Source organism: Microbacterium tenebrionis (assembly GCF_020682665.1).
GTDB lineage: Bacteria > Actinomycetota > Actinomycetes > Actinomycetales > Microbacteriaceae > Microbacterium > Microbacterium tenebrionis.
Map to the genome: position 1 here is coordinate 133,179 of NZ_JAGTTM010000001.1, position 17,195 is coordinate 150,373.

18 protein-coding genes are annotated in these 17,195 nt (G+C 67.3%); 10 read left to right on the plus strand and 8 right to left on the minus strand.

From position 1 onward, the window contains the following. Window position 1 precedes the first annotated feature (1 nt). The 3 genes from KEC56_RS00725 to KEC56_RS00735 all read right to left on the minus strand — a co-directional run bounded on the left by KEC56_RS00725 (window position 2) and on the right by KEC56_RS00735 (window position 2,688). Complete coding sequence (locus KEC56_RS00725; RefSeq protein ID WP_227529414.1) at window positions 2-475, minus strand: MarR family winged helix-turn-helix transcriptional regulator; 474 nt, start codon at window positions 473-475, stop codon at window positions 2-4. A gap of 64 nt (window positions 476-539) precedes the next feature. Continuing rightward, a complete protein-coding gene (locus KEC56_RS00730; RefSeq protein WP_227529415.1) occupies window positions 540-995 on the minus strand; it encodes a MarR family winged helix-turn-helix transcriptional regulator in 456 nt (151 codons plus the stop codon). Window position 996: 1 nt separating this feature from the next. Next, on the minus strand, window positions 997-2,688 hold the full coding sequence (locus KEC56_RS00735) for an MDR family MFS transporter (RefSeq protein ID WP_227529416.1): 1,692 nt from the start codon (window positions 2,686-2,688) through the stop codon (window positions 997-999). Window positions 2,689-2,864: 176 nt separating this feature from the next. On the opposite strand from KEC56_RS00735, the gene KEC56_RS00740 reads away from it, so the two are divergent. After that, window positions 2,865-3,266: a hypothetical protein gene (locus tag KEC56_RS00740; RefSeq protein ID WP_227529417.1), complete on the plus strand. Its 402-nt coding sequence runs from the start codon at window positions 2,865-2,867 to the stop codon at window positions 3,264-3,266. On the opposite strand, the gene KEC56_RS14090 is transcribed toward KEC56_RS00740, so the two are convergent. Further along, window positions 3,214-3,870, minus strand: coding sequence for an AMP-binding protein (locus tag KEC56_RS14090; protein ID WP_372456218.1), 657 nt, complete (start codon window positions 3,868-3,870; stop codon window positions 3,214-3,216). The genes KEC56_RS00740 and KEC56_RS14090 overlap by 53 nt on opposite strands. Window positions 3,871-3,881: 11 nt before the next feature. After that, entirely contained in the window at window positions 3,882-4,577 is a 696-nt protein-coding gene (locus tag KEC56_RS00750) for a hypothetical protein (RefSeq protein WP_227529418.1), read from the minus strand. Between the two features lie 129 nt (window positions 4,578-4,706). On the opposite strand from KEC56_RS00750, the gene KEC56_RS13855 reads away from it, so the two are divergent. From KEC56_RS13855 to KEC56_RS00770, 5 genes are all read left to right on the plus strand, one after another. Beyond that, entirely contained in the window at window positions 4,707-4,832 is a 126-nt protein-coding gene (locus tag KEC56_RS13855) for a hypothetical protein (protein ID WP_264674984.1), read from the plus strand. Between the two features lie 98 nt (window positions 4,833-4,930). Next, window positions 4,931-6,151, plus strand: a complete 1,221-nt coding sequence (fdhA, locus tag KEC56_RS00755; protein ID WP_227529419.1) for a formaldehyde dehydrogenase, glutathione-independent — start codon at window positions 4,931-4,933, stop codon at window positions 6,149-6,151. A gap of 2 nt (window positions 6,152-6,153) precedes the next feature. Then, window positions 6,154-6,555 (plus strand): GlcG/HbpS family heme-binding protein, encoded by a 402-nt coding sequence (locus KEC56_RS00760; RefSeq protein ID WP_227529420.1) that lies wholly within the window; start codon window positions 6,154-6,156, stop codon window positions 6,553-6,555. 58 nt (window positions 6,556-6,613) lie between these two features. Next, on the plus strand, window positions 6,614-7,441 hold the full coding sequence (locus tag KEC56_RS00765) for a helix-turn-helix transcriptional regulator (RefSeq protein WP_227529421.1): 828 nt from the start codon (window positions 6,614-6,616) through the stop codon (window positions 7,439-7,441). A 174-nt stretch (window positions 7,442-7,615) separates the two neighbouring features. Further along, window positions 7,616-8,938, plus strand: coding sequence for a VCBS repeat domain-containing M23 family metallopeptidase (locus KEC56_RS00770; RefSeq protein WP_227529422.1), 1,323 nt, complete (start codon window positions 7,616-7,618; stop codon window positions 8,936-8,938). A gap of 47 nt (window positions 8,939-8,985) precedes the next feature. Here KEC56_RS00770 and KEC56_RS00775 read toward each other — a convergent pair whose 3' ends face one another. Both KEC56_RS00775 and KEC56_RS00780 read right to left on the minus strand, forming a co-directional pair. Then, entirely contained in the window at window positions 8,986-10,434 is a 1,449-nt protein-coding gene (locus tag KEC56_RS00775) for a mannitol dehydrogenase family protein (RefSeq protein ID WP_227529423.1), read from the minus strand. Between the two features lie 10 nt (window positions 10,435-10,444). Continuing rightward, window positions 10,445-11,818 (minus strand): FAD-dependent oxidoreductase, encoded by a 1,374-nt coding sequence (locus KEC56_RS00780; protein ID WP_227529424.1) that lies wholly within the window; start codon window positions 11,816-11,818, stop codon window positions 10,445-10,447. 174 nt (window positions 11,819-11,992) lie between these two features. Between KEC56_RS00780 and KEC56_RS00785 the strand changes: the two genes are divergently transcribed. From KEC56_RS00785 to KEC56_RS00800, 4 genes are read left to right on the plus strand one after another with little or no spacing between them, the layout of a single operon-like run. Further along, window positions 11,993-13,297 carry an ABC transporter substrate-binding protein gene (locus tag KEC56_RS00785; RefSeq protein WP_227529425.1) on the plus strand — a complete coding sequence of 435 codons (1,305 nt, stop codon included), beginning with the start codon at window positions 11,993-11,995 and terminating at the stop codon, window positions 13,295-13,297. A gap of 18 nt (window positions 13,298-13,315) precedes the next feature. Further along, on the plus strand, window positions 13,316-14,302 hold the full coding sequence (locus tag KEC56_RS00790) for a carbohydrate ABC transporter permease (RefSeq protein ID WP_227529426.1): 987 nt from the start codon (window positions 13,316-13,318) through the stop codon (window positions 14,300-14,302). After that, a complete protein-coding gene (locus KEC56_RS00795) occupies window positions 14,289-15,143 on the plus strand; it encodes a carbohydrate ABC transporter permease (RefSeq protein ID WP_227529427.1) in 855 nt (284 codons plus the stop codon). Before KEC56_RS00790 ends, KEC56_RS00795 begins: the two co-directional genes overlap by 14 nt. Window positions 15,144-15,171: 28 nt before the next feature. Continuing rightward, the gene (locus KEC56_RS00800) at window positions 15,172-15,966 is read left to right on the plus strand and encodes an alpha/beta hydrolase-fold protein (RefSeq protein WP_227529428.1); all 795 of its coding nucleotides are present in this window, start codon (window positions 15,172-15,174) and stop codon (window positions 15,964-15,966) included. Here the strand turns inward: KEC56_RS00800 and KEC56_RS00805 are convergent. Next, entirely contained in the window at window positions 15,963-16,964 is a 1,002-nt protein-coding gene (locus KEC56_RS00805; protein WP_227529429.1) for a LacI family DNA-binding transcriptional regulator, read from the minus strand. The two genes, KEC56_RS00800 and KEC56_RS00805, sit on opposite strands and share 4 nt — an antisense overlap. Between the last annotated feature and the right edge of the window lie 231 nt (window positions 16,965-17,195).

A 17,195-nucleotide genomic window follows, 5' to 3' on the forward strand; every position in this document is an offset into this window, starting at 1 on the left:
ATCAGCCGCCCAGCGAGTCGAGCAGCTCGACGAAGCGATCGAGGTCGTCGGCCGACCAGGCGTGCAGGCGATCCTTGATGCGCCCCTCGTAACCGGCCCGCGCGATGGCGATGCGCTCCTGCGCCAGGTCGGTGGCGACGAGCACGCGCGCCCTGCGGTCCTCCGGGTCGGGAAGGCTCTCGACGAGGCCCAGCTCCTCGAGCTGGCGCACGTGGCGGCTCACCGCCGACTTGTCGGTCTGCAGGCGCTCGATGATGGCACCCGCCGAGGTGGCCTTGCCCGTCGCGATCGACACGAGCACCTGATAGCCCAGCGGCTGCAGGTCGGGGTGCACGATGGCGGCGGCATCCCGCCAGCTCACGCGGATGCGGGCGAACAATCGGCCGAGCCCCTGCTCGACCCGGGTCACGGCCCGGTCGAGACGCTCATCCTCGTCCGCGGGCTCCGCGGCGGGGTCGACGGTCGCTTCGGTCACATCCGCCAGTTTATGGGCGTCGCCCCGCCGTTTCGAAGACGACGGGGCGACATGCGCGCGGGGTTCAGAGTTCGGTGAGATGGCGGAACACCTTGGATGCGGCGCGGATCTCGTCCGCGGTGAGGCCGGCGAGCGACTCGTGCAGCCGGTCCGCGTACTCGCGGCGGATGTCGGCGAGCACCGCGCAGGCCGTGGGGGTCGCGGTCAGCACGCGCTGGCGGCCGTCGTGGTCGTCGGGCCGCGATGCGAGGAGGCCGAGGTCCTCCAGCATCCGCACCTGACGGCTGACCACGGACTTGTCCATCTCGAACCGCTCGGCGAGCAGGTGAGCGCTCGTGCTGCCCTCGCGGGCGATGAAGCTGAGCAGCTTGTAGCCGGAGGGCTGCAGCTCGGGGTGGATCCTGGCCGCGGACTCCTTCCACAGCGACCGCGCTCTGGCGAAGATCAGGTTCAGATGACCCTGGAACTCCGCCAGAGCGTTGTCGACGTCGGCGGGGACCGCGGCTCCGGCAGCGCTCATCTCAGCGCCCTCGCTCCTCGTCCTCGCGTTCGTGCTCGCGCTCGCGCTCGCGCTCGCGCTCGAGCACGGTCACGGGGCCGGTGGAGGGAGTCGCACTCGCGGCCCCTGCGATGCGGATCGTGCCGGTCGACATCGTCGCCCCCACCTCGGCCTCGCCGACCTCGAGCACCGACTCCTCGGCCTGGTCGCGCAGCTGCTCGGCGGCGTTCTTGGTCGACAGCGGCTTGTTCTTGATGAACGCGATGGCGATGACCGAGATCACCGCGAGCGGGATGGCGAGGATGAAGGCGTCGGCGATGCCGTGGCCGTAGGCGCTCTCGACGATCACGCGGATCGCGTCGGGGAGCTCGCCCACCTTCGGCACGTTGCCGGATGCCAGGTGCTTCAGCGCGTCGATCTCGTCGGGCGAGCTCGGCGTGAAGCCGGACATGCCGTCCTTCACATAGGTGGCGACGCTCGTCGAGAGCAGCGAGCCCATGATCGTGACGCCGATGGTGCCGGCGATCGTGCGGAAGAAGTTCACGTTCGAGGATGCCGCGCCCAGCTGCGTCGGTGCGGTGTCGTTCTGAACGATCAGCGTGAGGTTCTGCATGACCATGCCGAGCCCCGCACCGAGCACGAACATGTACGTGGCGACGAGCGGGAACGGGGTGTCGTAGCGGAGCGTGGCCATGAGGCTGACGCCGATGGTCGCGAGGATCGCGCCGGTGATCATCCAGCCCTTCCACTTGCCGAAGCGGCTCACGAGCTGACCGATGATGATCGAGGCGCCCATCTGACCGATGATCATCGGGATCGTCATGAGGCCAGACTCGGTCGGTGTGGCGCCGCGCGCGAGCTGGAAGTACTGCGCGAGGAACACCGAGGTGGCGAACATCGAGACGCCGATCGCGATCGAGGCGATCACCGACAGCGTGAAGGTGCGGTTGCGGAACAGCGACATCGGCACGATCGGTTCCTTGACGAAGAACTCGACGGTGATGAAGGCCGCGATCGCGACGCCTGCGATGATCGCGAGAGTCCAGCTCGTCGCGGAATCCCACTCGAACTGGCTGCCGCCCATCGAGACCCAGATGAGCAGGGTCGAGACGCCGACGGCGAGCAGCACGATGCCGAAGTAGTCGATCGACACCTTCGCGCGCTGCGGCTTGGGCAGGTGCAGCGTGAACTGCAGCAGCACGAGCGCGATGATCGCGAACGGCACGCCGACGAAGAAGTTGGAGCGCCAGCCCCACGTGTCGGTGAGGAACCCGCCCAGCAGCGGCCCGCCGATCGTGCCGAGGGCCATGATGCCGCCGACGACGCCCATGTACTTGCCGCGCTCGCGCGGCGAGATGATGAGGGCCACGGCGATCATCACGAGCGACATGAGGCCGCCGACGCCGATGCCCTGGACCACGCGGACGACGATCAGCATGTTCGTGTCGGTCGAGAAGCCGGCGATCACCGTTCCGACGGTGAAGAGGATGAGGGCGAGCTGGACGAGGATCTTGCGGTCGACGAGGTCGGCGAGCTTGCCCCAGATGGGAGTCGAGACGGCGGTCGCCAGCAGGCTCGCGGTGATGACCCAGGTGTACTGGGATTGCGTGCCCCCGAGGTCGGCGATGATGACCGGCAGCGAGGTCGAGACGACCGTGCCCGAGAGGACGGCCACGAACATGCCGACGATGAGGCCGGAGATCGCGGTGAACACTTCACGCGCCGAGCGCGTGGTCTCCGATGCGGAGGAAGGTGTGGATGTCAAAAGCGGAGTTCTCCTGCGATAGAAAGTTGAACTCGGTCAACCATACTCCGTTAGTTGCGTTTGCGCAACTGTCGAGTAAGGTCAACCATTTTCACGGGACGCGTAGGCTGAGCCCGGGAGGTCGCATGCCGTTGTCCGAAGCAGCCGTCGGTCCGGTGCGGATCGCCTGGGCGGATGCCGCTGACGATCGGCGAGCGACATCGCGGCGTCTGCTCACCGAGCTGCTGTCCTCCCTCCCCGAAGGCAGAGAGACGGGCGACGACGCGACGGCCGATGAGATCGTTCAGCGCTGCCCGAACTGCGGCTCCGCCGGTCACGGGCCGCTGCGCACGGCATCGGGACGCGCGGTCGTGCGCATCGCACCGGACCGGGTGCGCCTGCAGCGCGCGGCGAAAGCACCGTGGACGCGCCGCGCCGTGCTCGACGGGACGACCTTCTACGTCGCCGACGCGCCGGCGCCGACGGGCTTCGTCATCAGCGTCGCGATCGTCGAGCGGTCCGGTCAAGGCCGAGGATCGGCTCGGTGAGAGGCGCGGCGGCATCGGATCGCCCCGCCGAGGCGGGAAGCGAGGGCAGGTCGGTGCTGCTCGTCCACGCCTCGAAGAGACCGGCCAGCGGGATGCCGCTGATCTCTTCCCCGAGCATCAGCAGGTCGCGCGTCTGCACCGTGCTGTGCGCGTTCGTGCCGGGGTGCGGGTCAGCATCGGAGAACAGCCCTGGCGCCGTGCCCCGCGCGTCGTCGGCGGGGTGGAACACGCCGCCCGCGCCGATCACGCCTCGCACGTTCGCCTCGCCGAAGACGAGGTCGGCGCGCTCCTGCGGGTCGTCGGCGTCGACCGGCACGTAGGCGGCCCCGGCCGCGAGGATCGAGAGGATCGAGAGGATCGAGAGGTAGAGCGCGCGCTCGCCGGATGGCATCCGCACACCGACGCGGTCGCCGCGCTGGACGCCCTGCTCGCACAGCCGCGCGGCGGTGACGTTCACGCGGGCGATCAGTTCGGCGTAGCTGATCGCGCCGTCGGCGCCTTCGATCGCCGAGGCATCGGGATGCCGCGCCGCAGTGTCACGGAGGATGTCGATGAGCGTACGAGGGGCCGGAGCGAGCTCGCCCCGGTCGCAGCCTTCCTGCACTGCGCCTTCTTTCAGGAGCTCAGAAGCGCGATGAGCTGCGCCTTCGTCAGGCGCGAGTACCCGGTGCGGCCCTCGGTGCGGGCGCGATCGCGGAGGGCGGCGACGGTCAGGCCGTCGAGGCCGGATGCCGGAGCGGATGCCGCAGGCTTTCGGGCCGGAGCGGGCTTGCGGGCCGGAGCGGGCTTGCGAGCCGAGGCGGGCTTCGCGGTGGAGGCAGGCTTCGCGGTCGTCGCGGGTGTCTCCGGCTTGCCGGCCGTCGTCGGCGTCGATGCGACGGTGGAAGTGGTGGCGGCATCGGGCTTCGGTGCGGAGGAGGTCGTATCCGCCGCCGCAGGGGCACTCTGCCGGGCCGCCTTCTCGGAAGGCTTCTTCGAAGCGCTCTTCTTCGTCGATGCCTTCTCGGCGGCCTTCTTCTCAGCGGCCTTCTTCGCCGCGGTCTTCTCAGCGGCCTTCGCCTTGAGCTTGCCTGCGGTCTTCGTCAGGCGCGCCGTCGCCTCGACCGCGGCCTTCTCGACCTTGCGGGGCTTGTTCACGAGCTTCTTCTTCGACGGCGACGCAGCATCCTTCGCCTCGTCGACGAGCCCGCGCAGCTTCCTGGCATCCTTCTTGGGGAGCGTCTTGCTGAGCTTCTTGGCGTCCTTCGCGGCTGCCGACGCGGCGCCGAGCGCCGCTTCTGCCGACTTGTGCGCCTTGGTCTTCTTGGCCATCAGGTTCCTCCGATCGGGCCGCCCCCGTGGGCCACGCCACAGCGGGCGACATCGTACTCGGTCGGGGTTAACGGATGGGGCTCGTCGGAGTACAGCTCCCCGACGCGTCGTCAGCGGTCACGCGTCGCGATGACGCTGTGGGCGTTCGGCACGCTTCTCATCCCGTTCCTCGTCGGTCTCGGCATCCGCGACCTCTTCACCCGGCGCGCCCGCACGTCGATCACCGAGTGGAACGAGTCGCCGGGACCTACCTGATCGGGTAGGTGAGAACGGCCCGAGAGTAGGTATCGCCTTTCGGCGCGGCTGAGTCAGTCTGGACGTGCGGAACCCTCCGCACGAACGGAAGGACGAAGATGTCTGGAAACAGAGCGGTCGCCTACCAGGGTCCCGGCGTCGTGAAGGTGATCGATACGGACTATCCCGACTTCGAGCTGCACGACGGTCCGGGCGTGCACCCCGCCAATGTCGGACGAAAGATCCCGCACGGCGTGATCCTCCGCACCGTCGCGACGAACATCTGCGGGTCGGATCAGCACATGGTACGCGGCCGCACGACGGCTCCGGAAGGACTGGTCCTCGGCCATGAGATCACCGGCGAGGTGGTCGAGGCGGGCCCCGATGTGGAGTTCATCAAGGTCGGCGACATCGTGTCGGTGCCGTTCAACATCTCCTGCGGCCGCTGCCGCAACTGCAAGGAGGGCAAGACCGGAATCTGCCTGAACGTCAATCCCGACCGGCCGGGCAGCGCTTACGGCTACGTCGACATGGGTGGATGGGTCGGCGGCCAGGCGGAGTACGTGCTGGTGCCGTACGCCGACTGGAACCTGCTGAAGTTCCCCGACCGCGATCAGGCGCTCGAGAAGATCCTCGACCTGACGATGCTCTCCGACATCTTCCCGACCGGCTTCCACGGTGCCGTCACGGCTGGTGTCGGCGTGGGTTCGACCGTCTACATCGCGGGGGCCGGGCCCGTCGGTCTCGCGGCGGCCGTCGGCGCTCAGCTGCTGGGCGCTGCGGTGGTGATCGTCGGCGACCTGAACGAGGACCGCCTCGCTCAGGCGCGCAGCTTCGGATGCGAGACGATCGACGTCGGCAAGGGGCCCGTACCCGATCAGCTCGATCAGCTCCTGGGCGTGCCGGAAGTGGATGCCGCGGTCGATGCCGTCGGCTTCGAGGCGCGCAGCGAGGGCCATGGCGCAAAGGCGAAGGAGGCTCCGGCGACCGTGCTCAACTCCCTCATGGAGGCCACGGCCGCGGGCGGCGCCATCGGCATCCCCGGGCTCTACGTGACGGGCGATCCCGGTGCCGTCGACGAAGCGGCCAAGGTCGGGTCGCTTTCGATCAATCTCGGAACGGGCTGGGCGAAGTCGCTGTCGTTCACCACCGGACAGTGCCCGGTCATGAAGTACAACCGGCAGCTGATGATGGCGATCCTGCACGACAGGGCGCACATCGCCGCAGCCGTCAACGCCAAGGCGATCAGCCTGGACGAGGCGCCCCAGGGCTATGCCGAGTTCGATGCCGGCGCCGCCACCAAGTACGTCCTCAACCCCAACGGATACATCAAGGAGTGATCATGTCCACTGTCAACTTGGAAGACGCGCGCCGCGTCATCGCAGCCGCCGAGAAGAAGGCCACCGAGATCGGCCAGCCCATGAACATCGCCGTCGTCGACTCCGGCGGAAATCTCGTCGCGCACGTCCGGCAGGACGGCGCCTGGATCGGCAGCGTGAACATCTCGATCAACAAGGCGTGGACGTCGAAGGCCTTCGACATCTCGACGAAGGACCTGGGAGACAACTCCCAGCCGACCCAGCAGTTCTTCGGCATCCAGAACACGAACGGCGGCAAGGTCGCGATCTTCGCCGGTGGCATCCCGCTCGTGCGGGACGGCGTGGTCGTCGGCGCCGTCGGCGTGAGCGGCGGATCCGGCGAACAGGACCAGTCGGTCGCCGAGGCCGGCGCCGCAGCCCTCTGATGCCTCCCCAGAGCGCCCCGTCCGTCCGGGCGGGGCGCTCTGGGGTAGTTTGGCGACCATGGACGGCGAGGATGCTTCCCCGGGGACCCGGCGCCTGCTGGTCGATCTCGACCGCACTGTCGCCGACCAGGCTGACCGACACGCGCTCGAGCTCGAGTCGTTGCTTGCGATTCTGCGGTCGCCTCGAGTCGACGACCGCTCCGCGCGGGCGTCGGCGATCGAGACCGCAGCCGCGGCGCTGGTGCGGTTGCGGACCGCGGCCGACGAACAGAGCCGCTCCATCCTCGAACCGGTCGTCGGGGCGTTCGCCCGGCTGCGGAGCGATCTGCGCCCGCTGGAACGCTTCGGCTCGCTGGAGATCCAGTTCGTGGAGCCGCCGTCCACGGGAAGGGCGCTGCCCAGCGAGGTCGCCCACGCCGGGCGTGCGATCGTGCGCAACACCATCCTGGGGCTGGTCGACGGCGGCGACGCGCATCGGGTGCGCGTGCAGTGGGACTGCGACGGGCTGAATCTGCTGGTCAGCATCCGTGATGACGGGCGTGGCGACCTGACCGTGCACGACGAGTCGCTCCGCCCGATCGCTGAGCGAGTCGCCTCGCTCGACGGCATGCTGAGCGTGGATGCTACACCGGGCTGGGGATCGTCGGTGGAGGTTCGGATCCCTCTGGATCCCCCCTCGGATGCCGAGCCGATGGTCAACGGTGTGACACTGACTCTGCGGGAACAGGACGTGCTCCGCCTGGTCACGGCCGGAGAACGCAATCAGGCGATCGCGCGCCAACTCGGAATCAGCTCGAACACGGTCAAGTTCCACGTGTCGAACCTGCTGCGGAAGGTCGGGGCCAGCACGCGTGCTGAGCTGACGGCGCTGGCGTTGTCCCGCTGACTGAGGCGCCCATCGAGTGCGACGGCGCCCGCGAGCATCGAGTGAAAGCGTGCGCGGCAATGGGGACGAGGACTGGCGCGGGTGAGGCCTGACGACGCAGATGCCGTCGCGCTGATACCGTGACCTCGATGGATGCTGCACTCTCGCAGCCGCGCGAGTCGGGGAGAGCTCGGGATGAGACGAAGGTCACGCTGGCGTCTGGCGCGCCTCGCCATGGTTGCCGCGACGGCCGTGCTCATCGGAATCGTGGCGCCGCAGGTGACCGCCGCAGTCCCCGCTTCGGCGGCGACGGACGGACAGATGATCATCCCGGCATCCGGCACCATCCGCTCGAAGGTCGCAGACGGCTGCGGCACAGGCAGGCCGACGCACCAGGGCGTCGATATCTCGGGTCAGGGCGGCACGCCGATCCTCGCCGCGTACGACGGCGTGGTCAAGACGCGCGCCTACAGCAGCGGCTACGGGTACTTCATCGACATCGAGCACGTGGGCGGCTACGTCACGCGATACGCGCACATGGTCTCCCAGGGGACGGTCGCCCCGGGGGCGAGCGTCACACGCGGCCAGCAGATCGGGGTCGTCGGCAGCACCGGGAACTCGACGGGCGCGCACCTGCACTTCGAGGTGTGGCGGAACGGTTCGGTCTACGCCGCGATCAATCAGGGCTTCACGTGCCTGTCGACGGTGACGCGCGGCGCGGCGCTGCCGCTCGTGTTCCCCGGCCTGCGGACGGCTGCCCCTGGCCCCATCGGCACGGCCGACTACACCGGCGATGGCAAGGCCGACCTTCTGGGCCTCGCCTCGGACAGCGACCTGCAGGTGCGGCCGGGCAACGGCAGCGGCGGGTTCGGCGGAGCATCGATCGTCACGAGCGGCTGGGGCCTGTACCGTCACCTGACGTACACGGACCTGAACGCCGACGGCCGTGCGGATCTGCTCGCCGTGCGCAGTGACGGCCTGCTCGAGTACTACGCCGGCGCTCCGGGCGGCGGCTTCAACGGGTACAGCCGGCTCGAGAGCGGCTGGTACGACATGCTGCATGTCACCTCGGGCGCCGACTACACCGGCGACGGCCTGTACGACGTGCTCGGCGTCTCGACGTCGGGCGTCCTCACGATCTATCGCGGCAGCGGCGCAGGCACGCTCGCCGCACCGCACATCACGGTCGGCAGCGGCTGGAACGGCATGCGGATGCTCGCCGGCGGCGATTTCACCGGTGATCGGCTCGGCGACATCATGGCCGTCTCGAATGACGGCAACCTGTACTTCTACAAGGGCAAGGCTGGCGGCTTCAACGCCCGCGTGACGGTCAGCAGCGGTTGGGGATCGATCACCGCGATCACCGGTGGCGTCGACTACAACGGCGACGGCAAGGCCGACATCATCGCCCGCACGAGCTCCGGCGAGCTCTACCTCTACCCCGGTGACGGCACCGGCAAGCTCAAGGCCCGCACGCTCATCAGCGCCGGCTGGGGCGGCTACAAGCAGATCGAGTGATGATCTGCCTGCCGATCAGTCTTCGCTCCTGCTGATCGCTACCCATCTCACGATCCGAGAACTGCGTCAACGCCCTCCTGCGCAATAATCCGGCACGCGGCGAGATAGGCCTCGACGAAGGCGGGTGCGTCGGCCAGCGGAGCGAGAGTCGGCAGGGCGAGGAGGAAGCGGCGCGGGTCAGCGGCTGACTCCATGAGCACGTGCGCCGACTCGTCATCGAGGGTGAATGCCCCGGCCCCCGCCTGACGATTGAACTCCCGCCAGCTCGCGATCAGCCGCGCACCTGCGCGGGGCGTCTCACCCGCGGCGAGGCGATCCCGGAGCGCCGGCACCACGAACTTGGGGATGCGGTTCGACGCGTCGGTGCCCAGGCGCGTGAGCGTATCGGCGATCGCCGGGTTCGCGAAGCGGTGGAACAGCTCGTCGATGTAGCCGGGCACGTCGAATCCCTCGGGCACGGCGAGTGTCGGAGCGGCATCCTGCTCCATATAGCTCCGCACGAATGCTGCGATCCGCGGGTCGCCCAGCGCCTCGTGTACGTACCGGTAGCCTGCCAACTGTCCGATGTACGCGACAGCCTGATGACCGCCGTTGAGCAGCCGGATCTTGATCGCCTCGTACGCGTGCACATCGGCGACGACGGTCGCGCCGGCGGCGGCGAAGTCGGGGCGACCGGCAGGGAAGTCGTCTTCGATGATCCACTGTTCGAATGGTTCGGCGGCCACGGGCCAGGCGTCCACGAACGCGGCCCGATCGCGGATGCGGTCGACGTCTGCATCGACGGTCACCGGTGTGATGCGGTCGACCATGGTCGAGGGGAAGGAGACCTCGGCGGCGATCCAGTCCGCGAGTTCGGGGGCGACCATCCGTGCCACTGCTTCGACGCTGCGACGCGCGACCGTGCCGTTGCCCGGAACGTTGTCACACGAGAGAACCGTGAACGGAGGGATGCCGCGCCTGCGGCGCTCCCGCAGCGCGGCGACGATCCAGCCGAAGGCTGTGAGAGGTGCCGACAGCCCGTTCGCGGCCTCCGCGACCACGTTCGGGTCGTCGGCGGCGCGCTTTCCGTCTGTCGCGTCTTCGACGTAGCCGCCCTCGGTGATCGTGAGCGACACGATGCGCACCCCGGGGTCCGTGAGTTGATCGAGTACGGCATCGGGATCGTCGGGGGCGTGCAGGAACCGACGGATCGATCCGACCACACTGATCTCATCGTTGCCGTCAGGATGCCGCAGAGCGAGCGTGTACAGCCCGTCCTGCTCGACCAGCGCATCGCGCATCCGCGCGTCGCGGTCGAACAGGCCGATTCCGCAGATAGCCCACTCATCGGCGGTTCCGACCTGCAGCAACCGGTCGATGTACATGGCCTGATGCGCGCGGTGGAAGTTGCCGACGCCGAAGTGAACTATCCCGACGCTGATCTCGCGGTCGAGATACGACGGCACCGCGATGTCGGCGGGGAGCGATGTCAGGGATGCCCTGCCCAGACGGTCCATGCTCGCCGCCTCAGTTCTCGGCGGCGAGCGCCGGGAGACTGTCGCTGAGATCCACGTTGTCGAAATCGATGATCGCGTCCTGTGCGATCAGACGTGCACGCAGCTCAGCGAAGTCGACGTCGGGGATCGCCGTGCCGTGCGCAACCGAGAGCGCCGCTGCGGTTCCCGCCCCCTGCCCCATGGCCATGCAGGTGGCCATCACGCGAACCGATCCGAACCCGGGCCCGTCAGCGCTCAAGCATCGCCCTGCAGTGACCACGTTCACGCTGCCCTGCGGCACGAGGCATCGGAACGGCACGTTGTATGGACGCCGCAGCAATACGAACTCGTTCTGGTCGATGCTGTCGACGTGGTGGATGTCGATCGTGTGCGCCCCCTTGGCGATCGTGTCGGGAAACGCCTTCGGATTGATCACGTCGTCCTGCGTGAGCTCATACAGCCCGATGATGTGGTGCGTCTCGCGGACACCGGTCTGGATGCCGGACTTCGCGAGCCATGCATCGCGGAACTCCGGGAACTCACGCCGCAGAGTGTCGATGAGAGCGTGCATCTTCTCGCGCAGGCTCGTCTCGGTGGCGGTGAACCACTCCGGATCGCTCGCGTCGGTGGGCTCGCGCAGCACATTGATGCTCACGAACCCGTCGTGGAAGAACCTGTTGATCCACGGTCCGCCGAACAACGGCACTTCGCCGGCCTCATGCAGCTCAGCAAGGCGTGCGCGGATCGATTCCGACACCGGCAGGATGCCGTCGACGGCGTCCCCGAACACATACTCCAGCGCGTCCGTGTCGACCCCGCCGAGCTGGAACCAGAGCGTGGCCGGCTGCAGCACATCTGCCTTGGTCGTCGGGAGTTCTGCCGCCCGGACGACGTCGGCATCCCCCGTGCAGTCGATGACGACGTCGCACGCATACGCGACACGGCCTGCCTTGTTCTGCACGATGATGTGCTTCACCCGGCCTTCCTCCGCATCGACATCGGCGAACCAGGTGTGGAACAGGAGCGTCACACCCGCCTCGAGCAGCATCCGCTGCGCCGCGAGCTTGAAGATCTCGTCGTTGACCGGCCAATTACCGCTGTCGCGCTCGATCTCGGCACCACCGAGCTCAGCTGCGCGGCGCATGAGCTCGAGAGGGATGCCACCGATGTGCTGCTCCCCCGAGACGCGGAACTCACTGATCGGCGTCACCAGCGCACTCGTCGACATGCCGCCGACGAACCCGTATCGCTCGATCAGCAGTGTGCGCGCTCCGCCGCGCGCCGCGGCGATCGCGGCGATAACGCCCGCTGGGCCGCCGCCGGCCACGATCACGTCGAAGGCGCCGAGCACCGGGATGTCTCGGGCCGGTTCCACGATGACCGCTGCACTCTTCTCACTCGGCATGCTCTCTGGCCTCCGTCGCCTGTCACTGAGTAATGGCGCAAGTATATTGATTTACTCACTGGATAACCAGCCCATTTCAATGGCCACCGAAGCTGTTGACAGCGATCGGTACTACGTTATACTCGCCGCAAGGGCGCCTGATCCTGCGACCCGCGTATATCAAGGAGGATAGAAATGCGTTCCAGCACCCGCGTTCCCATCGCTGTCGCCTCGCTCGCCGTCGCGAGCCTCGCGGTCGTCGCCTGCAGCAGCGGCGGAACCTCATCCGACACCGATGCGTCCGGTGGCGCCGACGACGTCGAACTGCGGATGACGATCTGGTCGGCGAACCCCGACCACGTCGCCGCTTTCCAGGAGCTCGGCGACGAGTTCGCCGAACAGAACGATCGCGTGGCAAGCGTCACCATCGAGAGCTTCAACCTCGCTGATCTCGACACCCTCGTCACGACTCAGATCTCAGCCGGCGACGCTCCCGACGTCAGCTGGCTCCCCGTCGAGAGCAGCGCCGAGTACATCAAGTCCGGAGCGCTCGTCGATCTGCGCGAGACGATCGACAAGACCGAAGGCTTCGACTTCGACGACTTCATCCCTTCGCTGCTCGAGCGGTGGGAGGTCGACGACGCCGTGTACGGCATCCCTTTCTCGACCGGCCCGCTGATCATGTACTACAACAAGGACCTCTACGCCCAGGCGGGCATCAAGGATCCGGGTCAGCTCATCGCCGACGGCGACTGGACCTGGGACACGTTCCGCGAGACGTCCAAGCAACTCACCGACAAACTGGGCGTGCCCGGCTACGCACTCAACGACTTCGACTTCAAGAACTGGACGCGCCTGCTCCCCTTCCTGAATGCGTATGACGCGTCGCCGTGGAACGAGGACGCCACGGAGTGCACGCTCGACAGCGACGAAGCGGTCGACGCGCTCTCTGTTTTCCACGGGATGACCTTCGACGACGGTTCGATGCCGGTTCCCGGTCAGCAGGTGGACTTCTGGGGCGGCGGCGCCGCGGCGACCTCGGCATTCCTCGGCTCTGCCGCGAACCTCTCCGAGGTCGACTTCGACTGGGGCATCGCTCCGACCCCGGCGGGGCCTGCCGGGGATGTCGTGGCGACCGGCCAGGCATCCATCGTCGCCTTCGCCGCCGGCAACCACACCGAGGAGGCCACCGAGCTGGTCGCCTTCCTCGGTTCGAAGGATGCCATGTCGAAATACTCCGGCTTCTTCCCGCCGATCCGCGAGAGCGTGCTCACCCCCGAGGTTCTCACCCAGAACTCCGACGTCCTCACGCCCGAAGCGGTCGAGCCGATCATCGAGGGCATCAAGGAGAACGGCAAGGTGTTCCCCGTGACCGAGAGCAACGCCGCTGTGACCGACGCCTTGAATTCCTCCCTCGACGAGGCGTTCTACCAGCCCGGAGTCGACGTGAAGCCGGCGCTCTCGAGCGTCTGCGAGGCCGTCGAACCGCTGCTCCCCTGAGATGGAGAACATCGCAGCATGACAACACAGCAGCACGCTGCCCCCTCGGCGCCCGGAACCATCCGGGCGCCGAGGGGCGGCGGGAACAGACACGGCGGCAGCCGAAGCGGTTCGAGGGGGCGCGGTTCGGTCAACATCGGACGCAATGTGTTCGGCTATGCGCTGCTCGCGCCCCAGACGCTCGGGATGGTGGTGGTCGGGCTTGTCGCCATCGGCGGCGTCGTGCAGCTGAGCCTCACCAAGGTCAACGTCCTCGCCGGCACTCGGGACTTCGTCGGGCTCGACAACTACGCCCGCATCTTCAGCGACCCCGACATGACGGTGGTGCTGTCGAACACGTTCTTCTTCGTCGTGGTGCTGAGCATCGGCGGCACGGTGCTCGCGCTGGCGCTCGCGATCCTGCTGAATCAGAAGCTTCCAGGCATCAACATCTTCCGAGCGGCGATCTTCATCCCCGCCCTGGTGACGACGGTCGCGTGGACGCTCGTGTGGAGCTTCATCCTGCAGCCAGGGGGTCTGTTCGACGGCATCGTCGGCGCCGTCGGTGCCGGTCCCTTCCCATGGCTCCGGGGCGGATGGCTCACTCTCGCCGTGTTCGCATTCATCCAGCTCACGAAGAACGTCGGCATCAACATGATGATCTTCCTCGCCGCTCTCCAGGCGGTGCCGCAGGAGCTGATCGACGCCTCCCACGTCGACGGCGCCGGCCCGTGGACTCGCTTCCGACACGTCGTGCTGCCGCAGATCTCTCCCGCGATCATCATGGTCTTCATGCTCATGATCAGCGGGTCGTTCAAGGTCTTCGAGCTTGTCCTTCTGATGACCAACGGTGGCCCGGGCGTGCAGACGTCGGTGCTGGCGTTCGAGATCTTCCGCCAGGCCTTCCGCCTCAATGACATCGGCTACGCCGCCGCCCTGTCCGTGTTCCTGTTCGTCCTGGTGATCGCTCTCATCGGGATCGTCTGGCAGCTGCGAAAGAGGCTGGTGTTCCATGAGTCGGAGTAACGCGCAGAGCGCACGGATCGTACGCCGGGCACCGATGTACGCGCTCCTCACCGTCATCGCACTGCTGTTCATCGGGCCCGTGCTGTGGATGGTGAGCGGATCGTTCAAGTCGATCGGCGAGATCCTGCAATACCCGCCGAAGCTGTTCCCCGAGGTATTCCGCTGGGAGAACTACGCGCAGGTGTTCACGCTGCAGCCGTTCGCGCAGCAGTTCCTCAACTCGGTACTGCTGATGGTGCTCATCTGCACGCTCACGCTGGTGCTGGCGATTCCATCGGGGTACGCCCTGGCGCGTGTGCGCCCCGCGGGCGCGGAGATCTTCTTCCTCATCCTGCTCGCCGGCGTCTTCATCCCACCGGAGGCGGTGATCATCCCGCTGTTCCAGGCGGCCGCGCAGATCGGATGGGTGGACACCTTCTATCCGCTGGTGATCTTCACCTCCGTGCTGTCGACCGGCCCGGTCGCGATGTTCATCATGCGACAGGCTTTCCTCACGCTCCCCAACGAGTTCGAGGAGGCGGCGACGCTCGACGGCGCATCCCGCGCTCGCACGATGGTGCAGATCTTCCTGCCGCTCGTTCGGCCCTCGATCGCCTCGGCCGTGGTGTTCACCGCGTGGTTCAGCTGGAACCAGTTCCTCGAGCCGCTCGTATATCTGCGGTCGCAGACCATGCTCACCGTCCCGGTCGCACTCACCCTGTTCGAGGACGCGCTGGCGGGGCCGCGCTGGAACGTGCAGATGGCAGCGACGACCCTCTCGGTGCTCCCGGTGCTGATCGTGTTCCTGATCGCGCAGAAGCACGTCGTCTCCGGCCTCACGGCAGGCGGGCTCAAGTCGTAGCATCCGCCGCCGCCTCGAAAGGAGCACGATGCCCGCGAAATTCTCGCCTCCGCTTCGCCTGGACTATCTGCAGTACTCGGTGACCTCGACCAGGCAGCAGTTCGAGACCGTCGTGCGGGTGCTCGAACCCGACGATCTCGCGAACATCAAGAACCCGCCGGTCGTGTACCTGCTGCCGTCGACGCCGGAGCTCAGCCATCGTTCCGGCGATGGGCTCGACGAGGCGCTGCGAGGCGATCTGCACAACCGGTACGGCATGGTCTTCGTCGCACCCACGTACTCCGACTGGCCGTGGATGACCGATCTGCCCGACCAGCCGACGCTGCAGCAACTGATGTTCTTCCTCGATGAGATCGTGCCGTTCGTCGACGGCGTGTATCCGTCGTCGACGAGAGCGCTCATCGGCTACAGCAAGGGCGGTTCGGCAGCGGTGCAGATCCTCGTGCGCTATCCCGAGCTGTTCACGGCCGCGGCGGCATTCGACTCCCCCGTGATGAAGACACGGCCGGATGACTGGGAGATGCCGTTCTTCTGGCCGAATCCCGAGCACTTCGCGGACTTCGCGATCCCGCATCTGCTCCGCACCCGCGGTGAAAGACTCGGGGGCGCGCCTCGTATCGCCCTCTTCGGATACGGGAACTTCGGCAAGGACGCTCCGGCCTGGAGTCACGATCACCTGTCCGAGGCTCACGCGCTGCTCGACGAGCTCGGCATCCCACACGTGTACGACAACGAGCGATACCGCGCCCACCGGTGGGATTCGGGCTGGCTTCCCGATGCCGTGGACGCCGTATCGGAGATGATCGCGCAGACCGGAGCCTAGGCCGCCGGCGGGGCGCTCGACTCGCGGTGCACGATCCGGATCTCCGGCTCTCGGAGGATGACCTCTCCCTCAGCGGGCTCGCGGATCTGCTCGAGCAGCATCTCGACCGCGACGCGGCCGAGATCACCGAGAGGCATCGCCGCGACAGTCAGGGCCGGGCTCAGGTGAGGGGCGAACCAGGTGTCGTGGATGCTCACCATCGAGACGTCCTGCCCCACGCGGCGCTCCGACGCGATGACACCGGCATGAACTCCCAGTGCACTCGTGGTCGACACGACGACCAAAGCCGTCGCGCTGCCCCCGCTCGCGTAGTAGTTCTCGACAACCGATCGTGCCGTGCCGGCGTCCCATCCGCCCACGATCGGCGGATGCGAGGCCAGGCCGGCGTCGACCATCGCCGAGAGGTAGCCCTGGTACCGTCGATCCGACGATGATCCCTCCGCACCTACGAACGCGATAGCGGTATGGCCGAGGTCGATGAGATGCCGGGTGGCCAGTGCTGCCGCCTCCGCGTCGTCGAGCCGCACCGTGCGGAATCCGGCGAGCGCATCGGCGTTGAACAGCACCGTCGGCATGGAACCGGCACCCTGCAGAGACGCGTGGTCCTCGTATCCGCCCTGGATGAGCAGTCCGTCGACCTTGCGCCCCTGCGCAAGGCTCCTGAGCGTCTGCGGGTGCGCGGCGAGGTCGGCGGCGTTGAGCAGCATGAGCGAGTAGCCGGCGACGCTCGCCGCTGCTTCGGCGTTCTCTACCATCTGGGCATAGATGGGGTCGGTCACGTGGTACAGCGCGAAGCCGAGGAGCCCGGTCTGCGAGCTGCGCAGTGCGCGCGCCGACGCGTGCGGCGTGTACTGCAGCATGTCGATCGCGGCCTGGACACGTTCGCGCGTCTCGTCGCGGATCTTCAGCGTCGGGTCTTCGTTGATCAGACGCGAGACGAGGCCCGGCGAGACGCCCGCGAGCTTCGCCACCTCCGAGAGACGCGCACTCCTGGCCACTCGCGCACCCTCCGATTCAATTCCCCGGCACACACCGCGCACAGGGTCGCTCAATCGTAATACTGGTTGAGCGTCGCGGTGGCGGATTCCGGGATCGAAAGCTTCACCGAGTATTTGGATTTACGACAGCATCTCGATACCACGGCGAGCTTTGGAGAGTGTACTCTTTTCCACGATTTCGGCCGCTCGACGCCCTATTCCTCGTCACAAAATGGGCGTTGTGATCCGTTC

Bases quoted from the DNA above. Each gene is read 5' to 3' on its own strand.
- KEC56_RS00775 (WP_227529423.1), bottom strand. From the start codon at position 10,434: ATGGACCGTCTGGGCAGGGCATCCCTGACATCGCTCCCCGCCGACATC.
- KEC56_RS00770 (WP_227529422.1), top strand. From the start codon at position 7,616: ATGAGACGAAGGTCACGCTGGCGTCTGGCGCGCCTCGCCATGGTTGCC.
- KEC56_RS00790 (WP_227529426.1), top strand. From the start codon at position 13,316: ATGACAACACAGCAGCACGCTGCCCCCTCGGCGCCCGGAACCATCCGG.
- KEC56_RS00780 (WP_227529424.1), bottom strand. From the start codon at position 11,818: ATGCCGAGTGAGAAGAGTGCAGCGGTCATCGTGGAACCGGCCCGAGAC.
- KEC56_RS00765 (WP_227529421.1), top strand. From the start codon at position 6,614: ATGGACGGCGAGGATGCTTCCCCGGGGACCCGGCGCCTGCTGGTCGAT.
- KEC56_RS00800 (WP_227529428.1), top strand. From the start codon at position 15,172: ATGCCCGCGAAATTCTCGCCTCCGCTTCGCCTGGACTATCTGCAGTAC.
- KEC56_RS13855 (WP_264674984.1), top strand. From the start codon at position 4,707: ATGACGCTGTGGGCGTTCGGCACGCTTCTCATCCCGTTCCTCGTCGGT.
- KEC56_RS00795 (WP_227529427.1), top strand. From the start codon at position 14,289: ATGAGTCGGAGTAACGCGCAGAGCGCACGGATCGTACGCCGGGCACCG.
- KEC56_RS00785 (WP_227529425.1), top strand. From the start codon at position 11,993: ATGCGTTCCAGCACCCGCGTTCCCATCGCTGTCGCCTCGCTCGCCGTC.
- KEC56_RS00760 (WP_227529420.1), top strand. From the start codon at position 6,154: ATGTCCACTGTCAACTTGGAAGACGCGCGCCGCGTCATCGCAGCCGCC.
- KEC56_RS00730 (WP_227529415.1), bottom strand. From the start codon at position 995: ATGAGCGCTGCCGGAGCCGCGGTCCCCGCCGACGTCGACAACGCTCTG.
- fdhA (WP_227529419.1), top strand. From the start codon at position 4,931: ATGTCTGGAAACAGAGCGGTCGCCTACCAGGGTCCCGGCGTCGTGAAG.
- KEC56_RS00750 (WP_227529418.1), bottom strand. From the start codon at position 4,577: ATGGCCAAGAAGACCAAGGCGCACAAGTCGGCAGAAGCGGCGCTCGGC.
- KEC56_RS00740 (WP_227529417.1), top strand. From the start codon at position 2,865: ATGCCGTTGTCCGAAGCAGCCGTCGGTCCGGTGCGGATCGCCTGGGCG.